Below are 16,743 nucleotides of genomic sequence, written 5' to 3'. Positions count from 1 at the left end.
GTGTTTAACGAGACCGATGGTGAGGCACACCGCGTGACTTTCGACTCAACAATTTTGCTCTACTCTGATATGGAGCAACTGCTAACACTGAGCGATCAGCACTACCGCAACACCATGTTGGACATCAACTTCGATGCACCACAATCGACGCAACAACAAGCCGTGATCGACTTGTGTGATAAAGCGGTTGAAGTGGTTCGCGGTGGTACGGTTCTGTTGGTGCTGTCAGATCGCGCGCTAACCAAAGACAAGCTACCAATCCCTGCGGCAATGGCTGTGGGTGCGATTCATACTCGCTTAGTGGAAGAGAATCTGAGTTGCGATGACAACCTTATTGTTGAGACTGCAACGGCACGAGACCCACACCAATTTGCGGTATTAATCGGCTTCGGTGCAACAGCGATTTATCCATATCTGGCTTACGAAGTATTAGGCAAGATGGTCGATGACGGTGCTATTGATAAGAGCTACCGCGATGTGATGCAGAACTACCAATATGGCATCAATAAAGGTCTGTACAAGATCATGTCGAAAATGGGTATCTCGACCGTTGCATCGTACCGCTGTTCACAGCTATTTGAAGCAGTGGGTCTACATACTGATGTGGTCGTTCTTTGCTTCAAAGGCGTAAAAACACGTATTCAGGGCGCAAGTTTTGCAGACTTCCAACAAGACTTGTTCAACCTATCTCGTAAAGCATGGGCGACGCGTAAATCGCTAGAACACGGTGGTTTACTCAAGTACGTTCACGGTGGCGAATACCACGCTTACAACCCAGACGTGGTCGGCACGCTGCAAAAAGCCGTCAAGTCTGGCGAAAGCGATGATTACAAGCAATTTGCTAAACAAGTTAACGAAAGACCAGCCGCGATGCTGCGTGACCTGTTGAAGCTGAAAAAATCAGACCGCTCACTACCGCTTGAGAAGATTGAACCAGCAACTGAGCTATTCAAACGCTTTGACTCTGCGGCGATGTCTATCGGTGCTCTGAGCCCAGAAGCGCACGAAGCGCTAGCAACGGCGATGAACCGTCTAGGTGGTTTTTCTAACTCAGGTGAAGGTGGTGAAGATCCGCGTCGTTTTGGTACAGAACGAAACTCACGGATCAAACAAGTCGCCTCGGGTCGTTTTGGTGTAACACCGCACTACTTAACCAATGCGGACGTATTGCAAATCAAAGTCGCTCAAGGTGCGAAACCGGGTGAAGGTGGTCAGCTTCCGGGTCATAAAGTGACCGCTGAAATCGCCAAACTTCGTCACTCGGTACAAGGTGTCACCCTGATTTCACCACCGCCGCACCACGATATTTACTCGATTGAAGACTTGGCACAGCTTATCTTCGACTTGAAGCAAGTGAACCCGAAAGCCTTGGTATCGGTAAAACTGGTTTCTGAACCGGGTGTTGGCACTATCGCCACCGGTGTTGCGAAAGCTTACGCCGATTTAATTACCATTTCAGGCTACGACGGCGGTACAGCAGCAAGCCCGCTAACTTCCGTGAAATATGCCGGTAGCCCGTGGGAACTCGGTCTTGCTGAAACGCAGCAAGCGCTGGTTGCTAACGGTCTGCGTCATAAAATTCGTCTGCAAGTCGATGGCGGCTTAAAAACTGGTCTCGATGTGATCAAAGGTGCCATTTTAGGTGCTGAAAGCTTCGGCTTTGGTACTGGCCCTATGGTTGCAATGGGCTGTAAGTTCCTGCGTATTTGCCACCTCAACAACTGTGCGACTGGTGTAGCAACACAAGACGAAACTCTGCGTAAAGACTACTTCAAAGGTCTGCCAGAAATGGTGATCAACTACTTCACCGGTATTGCTGAAGAAGTTCGTGGATACTTGGCAGAACTTGGCGTTGAAAAACTTACCGATCTGATTGGTCGTACTGACCTGCTAGAAGCGGTTCAAGGTTTAACAGCGAAGCAAAGCAAGCTTGATTTGTCTGGCATTCTTGAAGCTCCGGTGTCACCTCAAGGACTACCGCTAAGCTGCACAGAGCCAAACACACCGTTTGATAAAGGTGTACTGAACCAGAAAATCGTTGAAGATGCGATTGACGCGGTAGAGAAACAGCAATCTATCGAGCTTTACTACGATGTGATCAACACCGACCGCTCTGTGGGTGCTCGTTTGTCGGGTGAAATTGCTAAACGCTACGGTAATACTGGTTTAGCTGGCTCGCCAATCAAAGTGGTACTGGATGGTACTGCGGGTCAATCTTTCGGTGTGTGGAACGCTGGCGGTGTAGAACTGTATCTGACTGGTGATGCGAACGACTACGTGGGTAAAGGCATGGCCGGCGGTAAGATTGTGATCAAACCGCATTTAGGTACTGCATTTAGCTGTAACCAAGCTACCATTATCGGTAACACCTGTTTGTATGGTGCGACTGGTGGCAAACTGTTTGCGGCGGGTAAAGCGGGCGAGCGTTTTGGCGTACGTAACTCAGGCACGATCAGCGTAATTGAAGGTGCCGGTGATAACGCGTGTGAATACATGACTGGCGGTATCGTCGCACTTCTTGGCGCAACGGGCGTGAACTTTGGCGCGGGTATGACGGGTGGTTTTGCCTACGTTCTTGATGATAACGGTGATTTCCAAGGTCGTGTCAACGAAGAATCTGTTGAAGCGTTATCGCTGAAAGATCTCTACATCCATCAAGAGCATCTGCGTGGACTTATCGCAGAGCACTTAGAAGAGACAGGTTCTGCTCACGCAGAAAACATTTTAGCGAACTTTGACCAATGGATTCCGAAGTTTTATTTAATCAAACCACAAGCTGCGGATCTACAAACCCTATTGGGTCACCAAAGTCGTAGCGCTGCAGAACTACGTGTTCAAGCACAATAATTGGAAGGAGCCCGATTTATGAGCCAGAACGTATACCAATTTATTGATGTTAACCGTGTTGATCCGGCAAAGAAGCCACTCAACATCCGTAAAATTGAATTCGTAGAAATTTACGAACCTTTCACCAAGCAGCAAGCGACAGCACAAGCTGACCGCTGCTTGGATTGTGGTAACCCATATTGCGAGTGGAAATGTCCGGTTCACAACTACATTCCACAATGGCTGAAACTTGCCAATGAAGGTCGCATTATGGAAGCGGCTGACCTTGCACATCAAACCAACAGCTTGCCTGAAGTGTGTGGCCGCGTGTGTCCACAAGACCGTTTGTGTGAAGGTTCATGCACCCTGAATGCAGATTTCGGTGCAGTCACTATCGGTAATATCGAAAAATACATTACCGATACCGCATTCGAAATGGGCTGGAAACCGGATATGTCACACGTTGAGTGGACCGACAAAAAAGTGGCCATCATAGGTGCAGGTCCAGCAGGCCTTGCCGCTGCTGATATTTTAGTACGTAACGGCGTAAAACCTGTGGTGTTTGACCGTTACCCTGAAATCGGTGGCTTGCTGACTTTCGGTATCCCATCTTTCAAACTGGAAAAAGGGGTAATGGAAAACCGTCGCCGTGTATTCACTGACATGGGTGTTGAGTTCCGCTTGAATGTGGAAGTCGGTAAAGATGTTCAACTACAAGATCTAATCAACGAATACGATGCGGTATTCCTTGGCGTTGGTACTTACAAATACATGCGTGCAGGCTTAGAAAACGAAGATGCACAAGGTGTATTTGACGCATTACCGTTCCTGATTTCGAACACCTACAAAGTGATGAACTTAGAAAACACCGACCCATTTATCGACATGCAAGGTAAAAAGGTGGTGGTTCTGGGTGGTGGTGACACTGCGATGGACTGTGTACGCACTTCAGTTCGTCAAAACGCTTCACGTGTTATCTGTGCCTATCGCCGTGATGAAGAAAACATGCCAGGCTCGCGCCGCGAAGTGAAAAATGCCAAAGAAGAAGGCGTGGAATTTATGTTCAACCTGCAACCGCTTGGCATTGAAGTTGACGCATCAGGCATCGTTACCGGCGTAAAAGTGGTGCAGACCGCTTTGGGAGAGCCAGATGATGCAGGTCGTCGCCGACCTGAGCCTGTCGCTGGCAGTGAACATGTGCTTGAAGCTGATGCAGTCATCATGGCATTTGGTTTCCAACCTCATCAAATGAGCTGGTTAGAACCACACGGCGTAGAGCTGGATCAATGGGGTCGAATCAAAGCACCTTCTGAACAATCATTTAAGTTCCAAACCAGCAATGAGAAGATTTTTGCTGGTGGTGACGCAGTTCGAGGCTCAGACCTCGTGGTTACCGCTATCGATGAAGGTCGCAAAGCTGCTGATGGTATTTTGGATTACTTAGGCGTCTAAATCATTTTGAAAATCAAAAGGACCGCAGGCAATCGCGGTTAATGTCTGTCAGTTAAGCTCAAAAAGACAGAGTTATCGTTCCCACGGTCCCCCGTGGGAATGCATACCAAAGCCAAAATAGGCAGTTAATCTGACTTTTTGTTAGTCAAATATGCATTCCCACGCAGAGCATGGGAACGAGGATTCTCTTAACTGATTGGCATTAGGCAATCGCGGTCCTTTTTTATTTAGGATGGAATGATAGTACTCTGGAAAATTTCCTATGCAGTTAATCAGTGTCGATAAACTGTCTTATCTCGTGATAAACTGCTCATCATTTTCCGTTATTCACAACCATAAGAGATCTCCATGAAAATTGGCATCATCGGTGCGATGCAACAAGAAGTCGCTATTCTAAAAGACGCTCTTGAGCAATGTCAGCAAGTCAGCAAAGCTGGCTGTACTTATTACTCAGGTAAAATCCACGGTGCTGATGTCGTTCTGCTTCAATCCGGTATCGGCAAAGTTGCCGCCGCAATTGGCACAGCCATTTTACTCGACGAATACCAACCAGACGTGGTTATCAACACGGGCTCTGCGGGCGGTTTTGACTCTAGCCTGACGATGGGCGATGTGGTTATCTCAACGGAAGTCCGTCACCACGATGCAGACGTAACCGCATTTGGCTATGAAATCGGTCAAATGGCAGGTCAGCCTGCGGCATTTGCGGCGGATGAGAAACTGATGGCCGTAGCTGAAAAAGCACTTGAAGCTATCTCTAACCAAACCAACACTGACAAACACGCCGTACGCGGTTTGATTTGTACCGGTGATGCATTCGTCTGTACCGCTGAGCGGCAAAACTTTATCCGCAAACATTTCCCATCGGTTATCGCCGTTGAAATGGAAGCGTCTGCGATTGCGCAAACTTGTCACCAGTTCCAAGTGCCATTCGTTGTGGTTCGTGCAATCTCTGATGTTGCCGATAAAGAATCACCAATGTCATTCGATGAGTTCCTGCCACTAGCGGCACAAAGCTCATCTGAGATGGTGTTAAAAATGGTTGAGTTGCTAAAGTAAGCCCTTCACCTCCATGAACGAATTTATTTCGACCATTTATGCTCAAGGTGCGCTGCTCATTATGTGGGGCGCACTTTTGTTACATTACATTTTGCCGATTCCAAGAGCGGCACATCCTGCCATTTTATGGCACAAATTTGCTGAAGTTCTCGCCAATAAAGTCAATACCAACAGCAGTTATTCACAAAGCATCATCTCTGGCAGCTTAGCTTGGTTGTTGATGATTATCCCGGCACTGTTGTTCTGTATTGCTTTAAAACCTCTTGTTTGGCAACCACAACTGTATGAACTTGCGCTTTTGATTCTGGCATTAGACTGGCGTAACAATGGTTTGCTTGCCAACAAATTAGGTAAAGCGTTAGCCAAAGAGGACAAAGCCGAAGCTCGTAAACTGCTTGAACCTTTCGTCAACAGACAAACCAGCACGCTTTCTAGCGTTGGCTTAGGCAAGGCGGGCGCGGAAACCATTATCATGGGTTTTGGACGCAACGTTGTTGTGGTGTTGTTCTGGTACGCTCTATTCGGAGCCACTGGTGCATTTATCTATCGATTAATGGCAGAACTTGCACGAGCCTGGTCACCTTCACGCTCACAGTTCAATCCTTTTGGTCTGCCTATTGTTCGCACTATCGCCGTGCTTGAATTTATTCCTCTGAGACTATTCAGCTTAATGGTTGCCTTGGGTAATCATTCAGGTAAAGCTCTGCAAGCCATCAAGAGTCAGAGTCGTTCCTGGCCACTACCCGGACCGGCTTGGCTACTGTGTGCCGTCGGCGGAAAACTTGAGCTGGCTTTAGGTGGCCCTGCTATCTACGGTGAACAGAAGATAGTGCGCGCGAAAATCGGCGGACGTATCGTGCCATCCGCACTTCACCTGTCTCAGATACATCGTTTACTGACATGGCGACTCTTTTTGTGGATTGTTATCGAAAGCCTTCTGCTTGTTGTTATTCATAAAGGAATATAAATGCGTTTATGCTCACTCGTTTTCACGGCTCTGTTGGTTGTCTCTCCCACTCAAGCTGAGCAATCAGTTAAACGTATTATTAGCCTTGCACCTCATGCCACTGAACTGGCATTTGCCGCCGGTTTAGGCGATAAACTTGTTGGCGTAGCCGATTACAGCGACTACCCGGAACAAGCAAAAAACATTGAGAAAGTCGCGAACTATCAAGGCGTGAAGTTAGAGCGAATTATGGCGCTCAAACCCGATCTGATTATCGCCTGGCCCAAGGGTAATCCAGCCAAAGAAATTGCCAAGCTCAAACAGCTCGGCTTCAGGTTCTTTGATTCTCAAGTCAATACACTCGACGATATCGCCAGCAATATTGAGGCTCTCAGCCAGTACGCCGATGACCCGCAACAAGGCAGACAAGCGGCGAATGAGTTTCGCGAGCACCTGGCTAAGCTCAAATCACAATATTCACAGGCAGCCCCGGTACGTTACTTCTATCAACTGAGTGAAAAACCAATCATCACTTTGGCTCAAGACAGTTGGCCAAGTGAAGTATTCCGATTCTGTGGCGGAGAAAACATCTTTGAACACAGTGCGACCCCCTACCCTCAAGTGGGCATCGAGCAAGTGCTGGTCGCTCAACCTGAAGTCATTTTTACCTCTGAACACGCGATTGCCAACGGCAACATGTGGTTGCGCTGGAAAGATCAAATACCTGCGGTACAACAAGGTCATGTCTGGTCGCTAAATTCAGACTGGATTAATCGTTCCACCCCAAGAACACTCAATGCCATTGAACAAGTCTGTGACTATTTTGAGCAAGTAAGAAACGATTAACAGCACCTAAAAAAAGCCTTACAATCCACATTCTTTTTCGAACACTCTTTTTCGATAACCCTTTTTGGTTGCAGATAACAATTGGATACTTCATTACTTTATTTAATCGATATGTTTGGTACAGCTATCTTCGCTATTTCCGGTGTGTTATTAGCTGGTCGTTTAAAGATGGATCCATTCGGCGTCACTGTACTGGCAAGTGTTACTGCTATTGGCGGTGGTACTATCCGTGATATGGCGCTCGGCGCGACGCCGGTATTCTGGATAAAAGATACCACTTATATCTGGGTGATTATCGTCACCTGCATTTTTACCATGATGCTGGTGAGAAGACCTAAACGAATCCCTTGGTGGGTTCTTCCCGTTTACGACGCAGTGGGGCTTGCGGTATTTGTTGGTATCGGTGTAGAAAAAGCGCTGCTTTATCAAGATTCAGCGCTGATCGCGATCATCATGGGTGTGATCACCGGCTGTGGCGGTGGCATCATTCGCGATGTACTGGCAAGAGAAATTCCAATGGTGCTGCGTAGTGAAGTCTACGCAACAGCCTGTATTGTCGGTGGTGTTTTCCATACCACAGCACTCGCGATGGGTTACGACAACTCTGTAGCTCTCCTTTCAGGTGTCACATCAACGCTGATCATTCGCCTTGGCGCTATCCGCTGGCATTTATCACTGCCTACGTTTGCTTTAACTAAGTAAGCAGACTTGTTTTTATCGCTACTTATATACTCAAACTACTTGGAGTTGCAGGTAGGCGACAAGTGAGTGAATCCCCATGAACATAGATAAACTATGTGATTGGGGTGAACGAACGTAGTCCCCATGCCAAAAATAAAGCGCTGCGGCTTCAAGTAGGAAGAGTATACCAACCATCCGCTAGCACTTCAGCCTGTTCAAGAACAAGCTTAATCGCCTCTTCCGCTGCGTCTGGTGGATACTTCCATTTGCGCAGCAAGCGACGCACCAGATTACGCATTCGAGCGCGAACGCTCTCACGCTTTTGCCAATCAACCGTGGCGGATTGTCGCAATTGATGAGTCAGTTCAATCGCAAGCTTTCGCAGATTATCATCACCCAATTCACGGACAGAAGATTCATTCTCAACTAAGGCACGGTAGAAGGCGATTTCATCAATAGACAGATTTAGCTTGTCTAGCATCTCTGCATCTTCTTGCATCTCTTTTGCCCACTGAATCAACTCTTCAATCACCTGAGCGGTTTCAATACTGCGGTTATGGTATTTGTTTAGCGTAGAAAGGATACGGTCAGAGTATTTCTTCTCTTGCACCACATCGTTCTTCATCCGTGCCTTCACTTCATCACGCAGTAGCTTTTCAAGTAATTCAACCGCGAGATTTTTCTCTTTCATGTTCTTAACATCTTCTAAGAACTCTTCAGAGAGCAGGCCAATGTTCGGCTTATCTAAACCAACCATCGAAAAGATGTCATCCACACCATCGGCAATAATCGCATTATCGAGGATCTGCTTCAGTGCGGTATTTCGCTCCTCATCCGTGCGCTTTTTATCGACGGTAGAGTGCTTCATAAACGCCGCTTTTATGGCTGAATAGAAGGCAATTTCATTCTTATAACCACTGGTTTCATCCATGGTATTACATAGCGAATACGCTTTGCCCAGTGCAGCCATTACATCCAAGAAACGACGTTTACCATCACGGACGACTTTGCCATTGCTATCGGTATGAGATAAGCCGGATAGATGGTTAAAGGCACCTGGCAGCAGACGCAGTGCATCGGTTTCGAAATCCGGTCGATAGTGAAAAACGTTACCATCCACAGGCGTTGCAAACATGCCACGGATAATGTCGATTTTTTCCATTAACACGGCAAAGGCTTCCGCTGTGTCCACAGTGGGTTGGCCTTTACCTTGGCTGTTGGTATAGGTTTTTAAAGCATTCTTTAATTCATTGGCAATACCAAGATAATCCACCACCAAACCACCCGGTTTATCTTTGAAAACACGGTTAACGCGGGCAATTGCCTGCATTAAGTTATGACCTTTCATTGGCTTATCGATATACATGGTATGGCAACAAGGCGCATCAAAGCCCGTTAGCCACATATCGCGAACAATCACCAGTTGCAGTTCATCTTGGGTATCTTTGTAGCGTTTCTCGAATAACTTTTTGGTTTTCTTGTCATGAATATGTGGCTGCATCTTGGCTTTATCCGATGCGCTGCCCGTCATCACGATTTTAATCGCCCCTTTGTTGGGGTCATCGCTATGCCATTCTGGCTTGAGAGCAATAATCGCGTCATAGAGGTCAACACAGATTTCGCGACTCATGGCGACAATCATCGCCTTGCCAGGAAACGTTTCTGTACGAGTAGTAAAGTGATTAACCAGATCTTGCGCCACTTGTCTGATGCGAGGCTCTGCACCAACCAGCTTTTCTAGCGCGGCCCATTGCGATTTAATTTTTTCACGGCTTTCGGTTTCTTCATCTTCACCGATTTCGTCTTCGACTTCGTCGTTTCGGCTAGCGGCTGAGTTTTGTCGTTAGCTTCTTGTTCCACTAGTGCTTTATCTTTGCTGGCTAACAACCGCTCGTAATATAGCGTGCCGATTTGGCGTTCGAGCGCACGGGCACTCCAATTTTGACTAATCGCTTCTTGTTCATACCAATCGCGGGCATTGGTATTTTCAATACGCATCAGAGTTCGGTAATGCGTCCAACTTAATTCACTACGCACTGCGTAGTGTTTTGGAAAACTCAAATAAAACTGGCGCATATTACGCAAGTTACCGACATCGAAACCTTTACCAAAATCTTGGCTAAGTACCTGAGATAACTGTTTTAACTGCGCTTTGCCATATTCGGCGCGAGTTTGCCCTTGCTGTTCATCTTCCACAATCAGACGCCCAATCTGCCAATAGGCGTGCACCATAGCCGCATTGACCGTCTGTTTTACTTGATTTCTCGCCTGTTCAATAACCTGTTTGATATCAGAGAGTAAGTTGTGTTCTGTTGGCTCAAAGCTCATAGCCTAACCTCATCAAGTTCTTCTTGATTTCCGCTTCTAACTTGGCTGATTCAGCAAATTGTTCACTCAGTTTTTCCGTTAACGTTGCCATCTTCTCAGCAAAAGGAATACCATCATCTTGTTCATCTGCCGCGCCAACATAACGTCCCGGAGTGAGCACAAAATCGTGTTTCTTTATCTCTGCCAAAGTTGCTGATTTACAGAAGCCTGCTTGGTCTTCGTATGCTACGCCGTTAACTTCTTCGCCTGTTTTCCATGCGTGGTATAGGTCAGCGACTTTCTGGATATCATCACGAGTGAAGTCACGCAGTACACGGTCTTTCATATAACCAAGGTTACGTGCATCAATAAACAACACTTCGCCTTTACGATCTCGTAATTTACGACCTGCTTTATCGGTACGTGCTTTCTTGTTCTTGGTTAAGAACCAGATACAGGCCGGAATTTGGGTATTGGTGAAGAGTTGTCCCGGCAATGCCACCATACATTCAACCAAGTCGTTCTCAATCAGTGATGCGCGAATTTCACCTTCGTTGTTGGTACTAGAACTCATTGATCCATTTGCCAATAAGAGCGCTTGTGAACCATCTGGAGCTAGGTGGTACAGCATATGCTGCATCCACGCAAAGTTAGCATTGCCTGATGGCGGTGTGCCGTATACCCAGCGTGGATCGTTGTCATCAACACCTGTATTCCACTCTTTCATGTTGAAAAGCGGGTTAGCCATGATGAAGTCAGCTCGTAAATCAGGGTGTTGATCATTGGTATAGGTACTGGCAGGCTCTTTACCGAAATCGTAATCCAGACCACGGATCGCCATGTTCATCGCAGCAAGCTGCCATGTGGTGTAGTTGTATTCCTGACCGTAAATCGAGATCTTCTGCTTTTGAGTCAGTGGGTCGATGTCGTTTTTACCCGCATAGCGCTCAATAAACTTTTCCGACTGTACAAAGAAGCCACCGGAACCCATGGCTGGGTCATAGACACGACCTTCAAATGGCTCAATCATCTCAACAATCAGGGTTACGATTGAAGCTGGCGTGTAGAACTGGCCGCCTTTCTTGCCTTCGGCAAGGGCGAACTCACCGAGGAAGTATTCGTAAATATGACCAAGAATATCTTTGCTGTTTAGCGAATTGTGAGTAAACGGAATGGTCGCAATCAGGTTGATCAGTTCATTGAGTTTTGCTTGATCGATCTTCAGCGAGGCATAGTGCTTATTTAGCACACCTTTCAGTTTCGGGTTATCGCGCTCGATACCTTCCAGAGCGTTATCAATCAAATGCCCAACAGACGTAATTTTCTTAGGCTTGCCATCAATGACTAAATCCGCACCACCAATTACCATCGGGCCGTTGTCTTGCAGGAACTTCCAACGAGATTCGGTTGGTAACCAGAACACGTTTTTCTCAGTATAGAAATCGCGTACTTCTAGTTCGGCAGCAACCTCTTCTGCCAATTCTTCTTCAGAGAAATCAGCAGGATCTAGGTAGTACTCATGATCTGGGTTAGTCAGTTGTTCTTTAATCTCATCCTGACGCATTGAGAAGGCATCAGAGACGTATTTTACGAAAATTAACCCTATAGTGCAGCGTCTAGCGTTGCTCTGAGCTTATCTGCGGCGTTCCACAGCTTCTTTTCTAAATCTTTAAGGAATTCTTGTTCTAGTTCATTCATTTCTGGCAACTTTTAAGACGTTTGAGTTAGAAAATCATACCCGGAAATTGGCACGTTTTCATTGGATTGTGCCTTACTTTAAATGTTTTCTATGAAAAAGAGGACATATTATGCAAGCGTGGAACAAAGGCCTACGTGTTGGGCAGAAAAAAGCACTTAAGTTAGAGGATATCTGGCGGATACGAATCCGGCTGGAACTGGAAGAACGTTTAGAAGAACTGGCACTGTTTAATCTGGCAGTAGACAGCAAATATCAAGTTAAGTTAGCCTAAGTTGCTTGGTCCAAATTCATATCATTAAAGCTCGGTAATACAATATGTTAGTTTTTAACTGCACTAAAGCTGCGGCTGAATTTTTCACAGTGACACGTCAAGGTCAAAAGTATACAGATCTAGAACCTGCACCACATAAAACCATCGCAGAATCCATTGAAACGCCTGTTTTCCCAAATGGGGTTGATGGCGACAAAAATGGTCAATTTCAATGGCAATGGGTACTTCATTGTGTCTCCATTAAACGAAAAAGATACTTAATGGCAATGGACTATCAAAGCCGCTTTTGTATTACGGTACTTGCAGGCAAGAAAGGTGATATTTATCAGTTTCTCAACACCTTTGACCCCATGCTCAAGGCATGTTTTCACAGTTTAGCTAATCAAAGTGGTGTTGATGCTGTCGAGATTGAGAGCTGCATTGACCATTACGACAGAGAGGTGAATGATTGTGCATTTCATGCTAGAAGTGACCGTAGCGTACAGGCACACATAAATGACGTGCTTTGGCACCTTGAATGCCACTGCTATGAAGATGGCATGTTACTTGAGGATGTTGATCTACTTGGATTTAATTTGTTTGCTAATCACTGTCCTCGTAAGAGTAAGCATCAAAAAACGTTCTTTTATTCAACGGAGGAGTTTGTCAAACACTGGCGCGAATGGGCACTTGAGAGCGTTCCCTTGGATATGGGGAGAGTCATTAATCTGAGTGATTACAAGAAGGCAAACAAAGAGTGAACTGTACCACCGACTTTGGACACCAAGTTAAGCGAATCTAAGACGCTTCTGTCCCAAATACGCTACACACTCGTAGTGTAACCCTCCCCAAAAGCGAATAGTTCTTTAGCCCTAAACGGCTAAATCCAGATTATTAGCCATAAACAGCTAAATTTGCATTATTAGCCATAAATAGCTAAATTGACATCTGCACACAGCAAGGAGTATTAATGTGAAGTCTGCCTCTAAACCTATCGCCGTAATCAGCGGTGATATTGTCAACTCAACCAAGCTAACGTCTGATCAGTTTGATCAACTACTTAAACGAATTAAAGATATTCAGGGATGGATCACCAAAGGAAATTCATCAAATGCGCATAGTATTGAACGTGGCGACGAGTTTCAGACTGTGGTGCATGATATTGAAAACGCTCTGAGATACACCATCATTTATCGTGTTGGCATCAAAGCGCTTGGCAAAGAATTTGATTGTCGCATTAGCTTCGCTATTGCCTCTAATGCCGATTTGCGTGTGTTGGTCTCTGAGTCGATGGGTGAGGCATTTGTTCTTTCTGGGCGTGGGCTAAAAGCCTTGAAAAGCGGCAGATTGTTATTTAGCTCTGATCGGTTCGAACTCACCGAGTACTTTGACTTATTGTTTAAATACCTCGATAGACAACTAACAGAATTAACGTCCCGCCAATGTGAAGTTATGCTACCGATGCTTCGAACCAATGAAGGTTTGCCTATTAGTGAGTTAGCTGAAAAGCTCGATGTCGCTACTGCCACTGCCAGTAAGTCACTTAAAGCATCAGGTTGGCAGCTAATCAGTGAGCTAAATTGGCGATTCATAAACCAAGTCGCGGGACTCAAGTATGTTTGATTTTTTTGGTGCTCTAATACCGTTCTTGATGGTTCACATCATCTGTGATTTTTACCTCCAACCAAACAAATGGGTAAAAGCAAAGAAAAAATACACTTACCGTTCAACTGAGCTGTACTTTCATTCACTGTTACACGGCGTCGTATTATTAGCTCCTGCTATAGCGTTAGGTATTGATTGGCGCTCAACAGTTTGCTTGGTAACTATCGTCGCGGTAAGTCATTTTATTATTGATTTGTGGAAGGTAAGAGCAATAAATGGTGATAAATTTTCCTATTTTATTATTGACCAGACTTTGCATGTATCGGTGCTCGCAGCCATTGCCTTTCACATGGCAGATGGTCTTACGATTGATGCCGTGCTTAAACATGATAAGTTCTCAGATGGTGTTGTGGTCGCCTTCGCTTACTTGCTAATCCTCAAGCCAACCTCGATTGTGATTAGCGGCGTATTAAAAAAATACCCAATATCTAGCACAGATACCGATAACAATGGTCTGATAGCAGGTGGTGAGTTGATCGGGTACTTAGAGCGCGTATTAATACTGACCTTTACGCTTGTGGGGAGCTATTCTGCGGTGGGTTTTGTATTGGCGGCTAAGTCTATATTTAGATTTGGTGAGTTGAATAAATCAGCCGACCGAAGAATGACCGAATATGTGCTGATCGGTTCATTGGTATCGGTTGTGATCACAACATTGATAGGTACTTTAGTGTCAGTTGGTTTGGATGTGAAAATAAAGTAACTGGCTGAAATTGTCTCCTCGAATTACGGAAAGGGAGCACAGCCATTTTAGAATAGATGCACTAAGGCGCTTCTGTCCCGATCTGTGCCAGAAAACCCAGAATCGTAATAAGGTTCTCGATTTAGAATTGCTGCCTAAATTTTTCAGCTATCGAACCCAAGTTATGCATTATTGTTCTATTGCGGGCTTGCTCATGAGCATCTGGTGCAAGGATAGCGATTAACAGGAAACAGTTATGGTCACTCCAACCTTGGCAATACACCAAGTGCTTGTCACTGGTTTGGTAAAATTGGATAGAACTTAAAAACGGAGCATCACTAGCGGCTAAGTGAATATGTTTGACTTCTTCAGATTTCAGTATCGGCAGAGTATCAGGATGATCATAAACTTAATCTCGACCAAAAATATCTGGTTTTTGCCCCGTTTCTTTATATCTCCTAAAATCATTAGTCAGAGCTTCAAGTTCGTCCTTTGGCAAAGTCTCGATTAAAACTTTATGTTTAAAAACCCTAATTTTCAATGAATTATCATTCACTCTTGAAACTCACCTAAGTCCTTTTCATTAAGTTCTGCTAATGCTTGAGCATTAAGATGTGCAATAACATCTAGGCGAGCAATACTTGGTCTAAATGATGAAATTAAATCTTTATTTTTACCTTCCAAAGCTTTCATAAGCCCTTCAAAGAAGCTCGCGCTCATCATATAACCAGCAGGTTCATTGTTCGACAATACCACGACTGGTTCTCCTGATAAGCAATCCTTAAAGTGCTTCCGAGCTTCACTTGATGAGACTGCCTTTTCTGCATAGATTGTACTTGTCTTCATAATACACCAAAGTACTTAATTACGTACTCAACAGTGTATAATAGAGTGGTTGTTTGTACAATATTAAGCCACTAATCCGTCAATATAAAATTAGGTATAGTAAGGTGAAGACATGTCTGTTCCAAAGTCTATAGCTGTTATGACAACAGCTATAGCAAAGTCTCCCAAAGAGATACTAAAGGAGACTTATCATATCTAGATTGAAACAAACTCTGACAATGAATTAAGGTAGTGTTTAGAAATCTGTGTCATTTCAGTATTCAAAAAAACCTACAACCAAACACCAAACACCAAACACCAAACACCAAAAGAGTATCGTCAGAATAATTTGTACCAATAGAATTTAAATGTCAGCGTATTTTTAGTTTGGCAATCAGACCAAACCCAAAAGCCAATCCGAGTGTTGTTGCCACAGTAATTTCGTTGCCATTAACATCGACATCAGAATAACCAGAGGTCGGATCCATTTTTGACCTTTAGTGATCACCACTTTCGCACCTAAGCGGGCACCAAAAAACTGCCCACATGCCATCACCAGGCCCAGTTTCCAAATGGGTAAACCTGCGATGACGAAGAACAGTAATGCGGCAATGTTCGAGGTGAAATTGAGCACCTTGGTTCTTGCTGTCGCATCCACCAATGAAAAGTGACCAAGCACAACAAAACAAACCGTGAAAATCGAACCGGTTCCCGGACCAAAAAATCCGTCGTAAAACCCTACGCAACTACCAACACTGAAAGCAAATGCCGATTCTGACAGTGGCTTTTTACCAGAGTCTGCCTTGGTTTGTGGAGCAAAAAGAAAATAGAGAGAGATAGCAACCAACAACAAAGGTATCAAACTGGTCAGTAGAGAGGCATCGAACTGCTGCACTAACTCCGCTCCGGTTGCAGCGCCGATAAAGGTGCACAGAATGGCAAGACGCATCTCTTTAAGATTGACAATCCCACGGCGAACAAAATACAAACTGGCAGAAAAACTACCGAATGAACTTTGTAATTTGTTGGTGGCTAACGCTTGTGTGGGAGGAACGCCTGCGGCTAATAGTGCTGGTAATGTTAACAGACCACCACCACCAGCCATGGCGTCAATAAATCCTGCTGCGCCTGCTACAAAAAACAGCATCGCCAGCACTTCAAATGAAACTTCCATGATTTTCCAAAAACGACAACATCAGAGGCACAAATTATCATCAAGCCACTGTCTTAGATAGCAAAATCATTACTGCTCTGTAATCGAGTAGGGTGAGGCGTTACCGCCTCATCCCTCTCACAGAACCGTACGTACGGACCTCGTATACGGCTCATGCATACTTCCATTCAGCATAATTGCTAAACACATACCCTGTTCCTACTTGCTCAAGATTTACCAACCCCAGTTCGTTGAACCATTGGTTTGGCATCGCATAACTGGCTAGAGGACTTTGCGCATTTCTCCAACTACTCATTCGGATAAATCTAAACGGCGGCTTATATCCAAGCTG

12 protein-coding genes and 5 pseudogenes are annotated in these 16,743 nt (G+C 45.3%); 10 read left to right on the top strand and 7 right to left on the bottom strand.

Going from position 1 to position 16,743, the window contains the following annotated elements; all coding sequences use genetic code 11:
- The 6 genes from gltB to ACK5MF_RS15100 form a co-directional block, all read left to right on the top strand.
- On the top strand, positions 1–2,847 hold a 2,847-nt coding region (gene gltB, locus ACK5MF_RS15125), incomplete at its 5' end, for a glutamate synthase large subunit (RefSeq protein WP_416923411.1).
- A gap of 18 nt (positions 2,848–2,865) precedes the next feature.
- On the top strand, positions 2,866–4,278 hold the full coding sequence (locus tag ACK5MF_RS15120) for an FAD-dependent oxidoreductase (protein WP_416923410.1): 1,413 nt from the start codon (positions 2,866–2,868) through the stop codon (positions 4,276–4,278).
- Between the two features lie 348 nt (positions 4,279–4,626).
- On the top strand, positions 4,627–5,337 hold the full coding sequence (gene mtnN, locus ACK5MF_RS15115) for a 5'-methylthioadenosine/S-adenosylhomocysteine nucleosidase (RefSeq protein ID WP_416923409.1): 711 nt from the start codon (positions 4,627–4,629) through the stop codon (positions 5,335–5,337).
- Positions 5,338–5,350: 13 nt separating this feature from the next.
- Positions 5,351–6,304: a cobalamin biosynthesis family protein gene (locus ACK5MF_RS15110; RefSeq protein WP_416923408.1), complete on the top strand. Its 954-nt coding sequence runs from the start codon at positions 5,351–5,353 to the stop codon at positions 6,302–6,304.
- Positions 6,305–7,129 carry a vitamin B12 ABC transporter substrate-binding protein BtuF gene (gene btuF / locus ACK5MF_RS15105; RefSeq protein ID WP_416923407.1) on the top strand — a complete coding sequence of 275 codons (825 nt, stop codon included), beginning with the start codon at positions 6,305–6,307 and terminating at the stop codon, positions 7,127–7,129.
- Positions 7,130–7,210: 81 nt separating this feature from the next.
- Positions 7,211–7,831: a TRIC cation channel family protein gene (locus ACK5MF_RS15100; protein WP_416923406.1), complete on the top strand. Its 621-nt coding sequence runs from the start codon at positions 7,211–7,213 to the stop codon at positions 7,829–7,831.
- 148 nt (positions 7,832–7,979) lie between these two features.
- On the opposite strand, the pseudogene ACK5MF_RS15095 reads toward ACK5MF_RS15100, so the two are convergent.
- The 3 genes and pseudogenes from ACK5MF_RS15095 to ACK5MF_RS15085 all read right to left on the bottom strand — a co-directional run.
- Positions 7,980–9,629: pseudogene (locus ACK5MF_RS15095) on the bottom strand (type I restriction endonuclease subunit R); the annotation flags it as partial.
- Positions 9,548–10,138: a DUF1016 N-terminal domain-containing protein gene (locus tag ACK5MF_RS15090; RefSeq protein ID WP_416923405.1), complete on the bottom strand. Its 591-nt coding sequence runs from the start codon at positions 10,136–10,138 to the stop codon at positions 9,548–9,550. The gene ACK5MF_RS15090 and the pseudogene ACK5MF_RS15095, both read right to left, overlap by 82 nt.
- Positions 10,128–11,815 (bottom strand): annotated as a pseudogene (locus ACK5MF_RS15085) (N-6 DNA methylase). Before ACK5MF_RS15085 ends, ACK5MF_RS15090 begins: the two are co-directional and overlap by 11 nt.
- Positions 11,816–11,925: 110 nt before the next feature.
- Between ACK5MF_RS15085 and ACK5MF_RS15080 the strand changes: the two are divergent.
- The 4 genes and pseudogenes from ACK5MF_RS15080 to ACK5MF_RS15065 form a co-directional block, all read left to right on the top strand.
- A pseudogene (locus tag ACK5MF_RS15080) lies at positions 11,926–12,066 on the top strand (integrase); the annotation flags it as partial.
- Positions 12,067–12,131: 65 nt separating this feature from the next.
- Positions 12,132–12,827, top strand: coding sequence for a DUF6933 domain-containing protein (locus ACK5MF_RS15075; RefSeq protein ID WP_416923404.1), 696 nt, complete (start codon positions 12,132–12,134; stop codon positions 12,825–12,827).
- 211 nt (positions 12,828–13,038) lie between these two features.
- Positions 13,039–13,689: a hypothetical protein gene (locus tag ACK5MF_RS15070; protein WP_416923403.1), complete on the top strand. Its 651-nt coding sequence runs from the start codon at positions 13,039–13,041 to the stop codon at positions 13,687–13,689.
- The gene (locus ACK5MF_RS15065) at positions 13,682–14,434 is read left to right on the top strand and encodes a DUF3307 domain-containing protein (RefSeq protein WP_416923402.1); all 753 of its coding nucleotides are present in this window, start codon (positions 13,682–13,684) and stop codon (positions 14,432–14,434) included. The genes ACK5MF_RS15070 and ACK5MF_RS15065 overlap by 8 nt, the downstream gene beginning before the upstream one ends.
- A gap of 121 nt (positions 14,435–14,555) precedes the next feature.
- Here ACK5MF_RS15065 and ACK5MF_RS15060 read toward each other — a convergent pair.
- From ACK5MF_RS15060 to ACK5MF_RS15045, 4 genes and pseudogenes are all read right to left on the bottom strand, one after another.
- Positions 14,556–14,807: pseudogene (locus ACK5MF_RS15060) on the bottom strand (type II toxin-antitoxin system YafO family toxin); the annotation flags it as partial.
- 158 nt (positions 14,808–14,965) lie between these two features.
- Positions 14,966–15,259 (bottom strand): hypothetical protein, encoded by a 294-nt coding sequence (locus ACK5MF_RS15055; RefSeq protein WP_416923401.1) that lies wholly within the window; start codon positions 15,257–15,259, stop codon positions 14,966–14,968.
- A 373-nt stretch (positions 15,260–15,632) separates the two neighbouring features.
- On the bottom strand, positions 15,633–16,412 hold the full coding sequence (locus ACK5MF_RS15050; protein WP_416923400.1) for a TSUP family transporter: 780 nt from the start codon (positions 16,410–16,412) through the stop codon (positions 15,633–15,635).
- Positions 16,413–16,563: 151 nt separating this feature from the next.
- Positions 16,564–16,743: pseudogene (locus ACK5MF_RS15045) on the bottom strand (group II intron reverse transcriptase/maturase); the annotation flags it as partial.

Source organism: Vibrio sp. (assembly GCF_047973365.1).
Lineage (GTDB): Bacteria > Pseudomonadota > Gammaproteobacteria > Enterobacterales > Vibrionaceae > Vibrio.
This window is presented reverse-complemented; position numbering and strand designations above follow the sequence as displayed.

What these genes read in the sequence shown, in the direction of transcription:
- ACK5MF_RS15120 (WP_416923410.1), top strand. Translation starts at nt 2,866, where the DNA reads ATGAGCCAGAACGTATACCAATTTATTGATGTTAACCGTGTTGATCCG.
- mtnN (WP_416923409.1), top strand. Translation starts at nt 4,627, where the DNA reads ATGAAAATTGGCATCATCGGTGCGATGCAACAAGAAGTCGCTATTCTA.
- ACK5MF_RS15110 (WP_416923408.1), top strand. Translation starts at nt 5,351, where the DNA reads ATGAACGAATTTATTTCGACCATTTATGCTCAAGGTGCGCTGCTCATT.
- btuF (WP_416923407.1), top strand. Translation starts at nt 6,305, where the DNA reads ATGCGTTTATGCTCACTCGTTTTCACGGCTCTGTTGGTTGTCTCTCCC.
- ACK5MF_RS15090 (WP_416923405.1), bottom strand. Translation starts at nt 10,138, where the DNA reads ATGAGCTTTGAGCCAACAGAACACAACTTACTCTCTGATATCAAACAG.
- ACK5MF_RS15075 (WP_416923404.1), top strand. Translation starts at nt 12,132, where the DNA reads ATGTTAGTTTTTAACTGCACTAAAGCTGCGGCTGAATTTTTCACAGTG.
- ACK5MF_RS15065 (WP_416923402.1), top strand. Translation starts at nt 13,682, where the DNA reads ATGTTTGATTTTTTTGGTGCTCTAATACCGTTCTTGATGGTTCACATC.
- ACK5MF_RS15055 (WP_416923401.1), bottom strand. Translation starts at nt 15,259, where the DNA reads ATGAAGACAAGTACAATCTATGCAGAAAAGGCAGTCTCATCAAGTGAA.
- ACK5MF_RS15050 (WP_416923400.1), bottom strand. Translation starts at nt 16,412, where the DNA reads ATGGAAGTTTCATTTGAAGTGCTGGCGATGCTGTTTTTTGTAGCAGGC.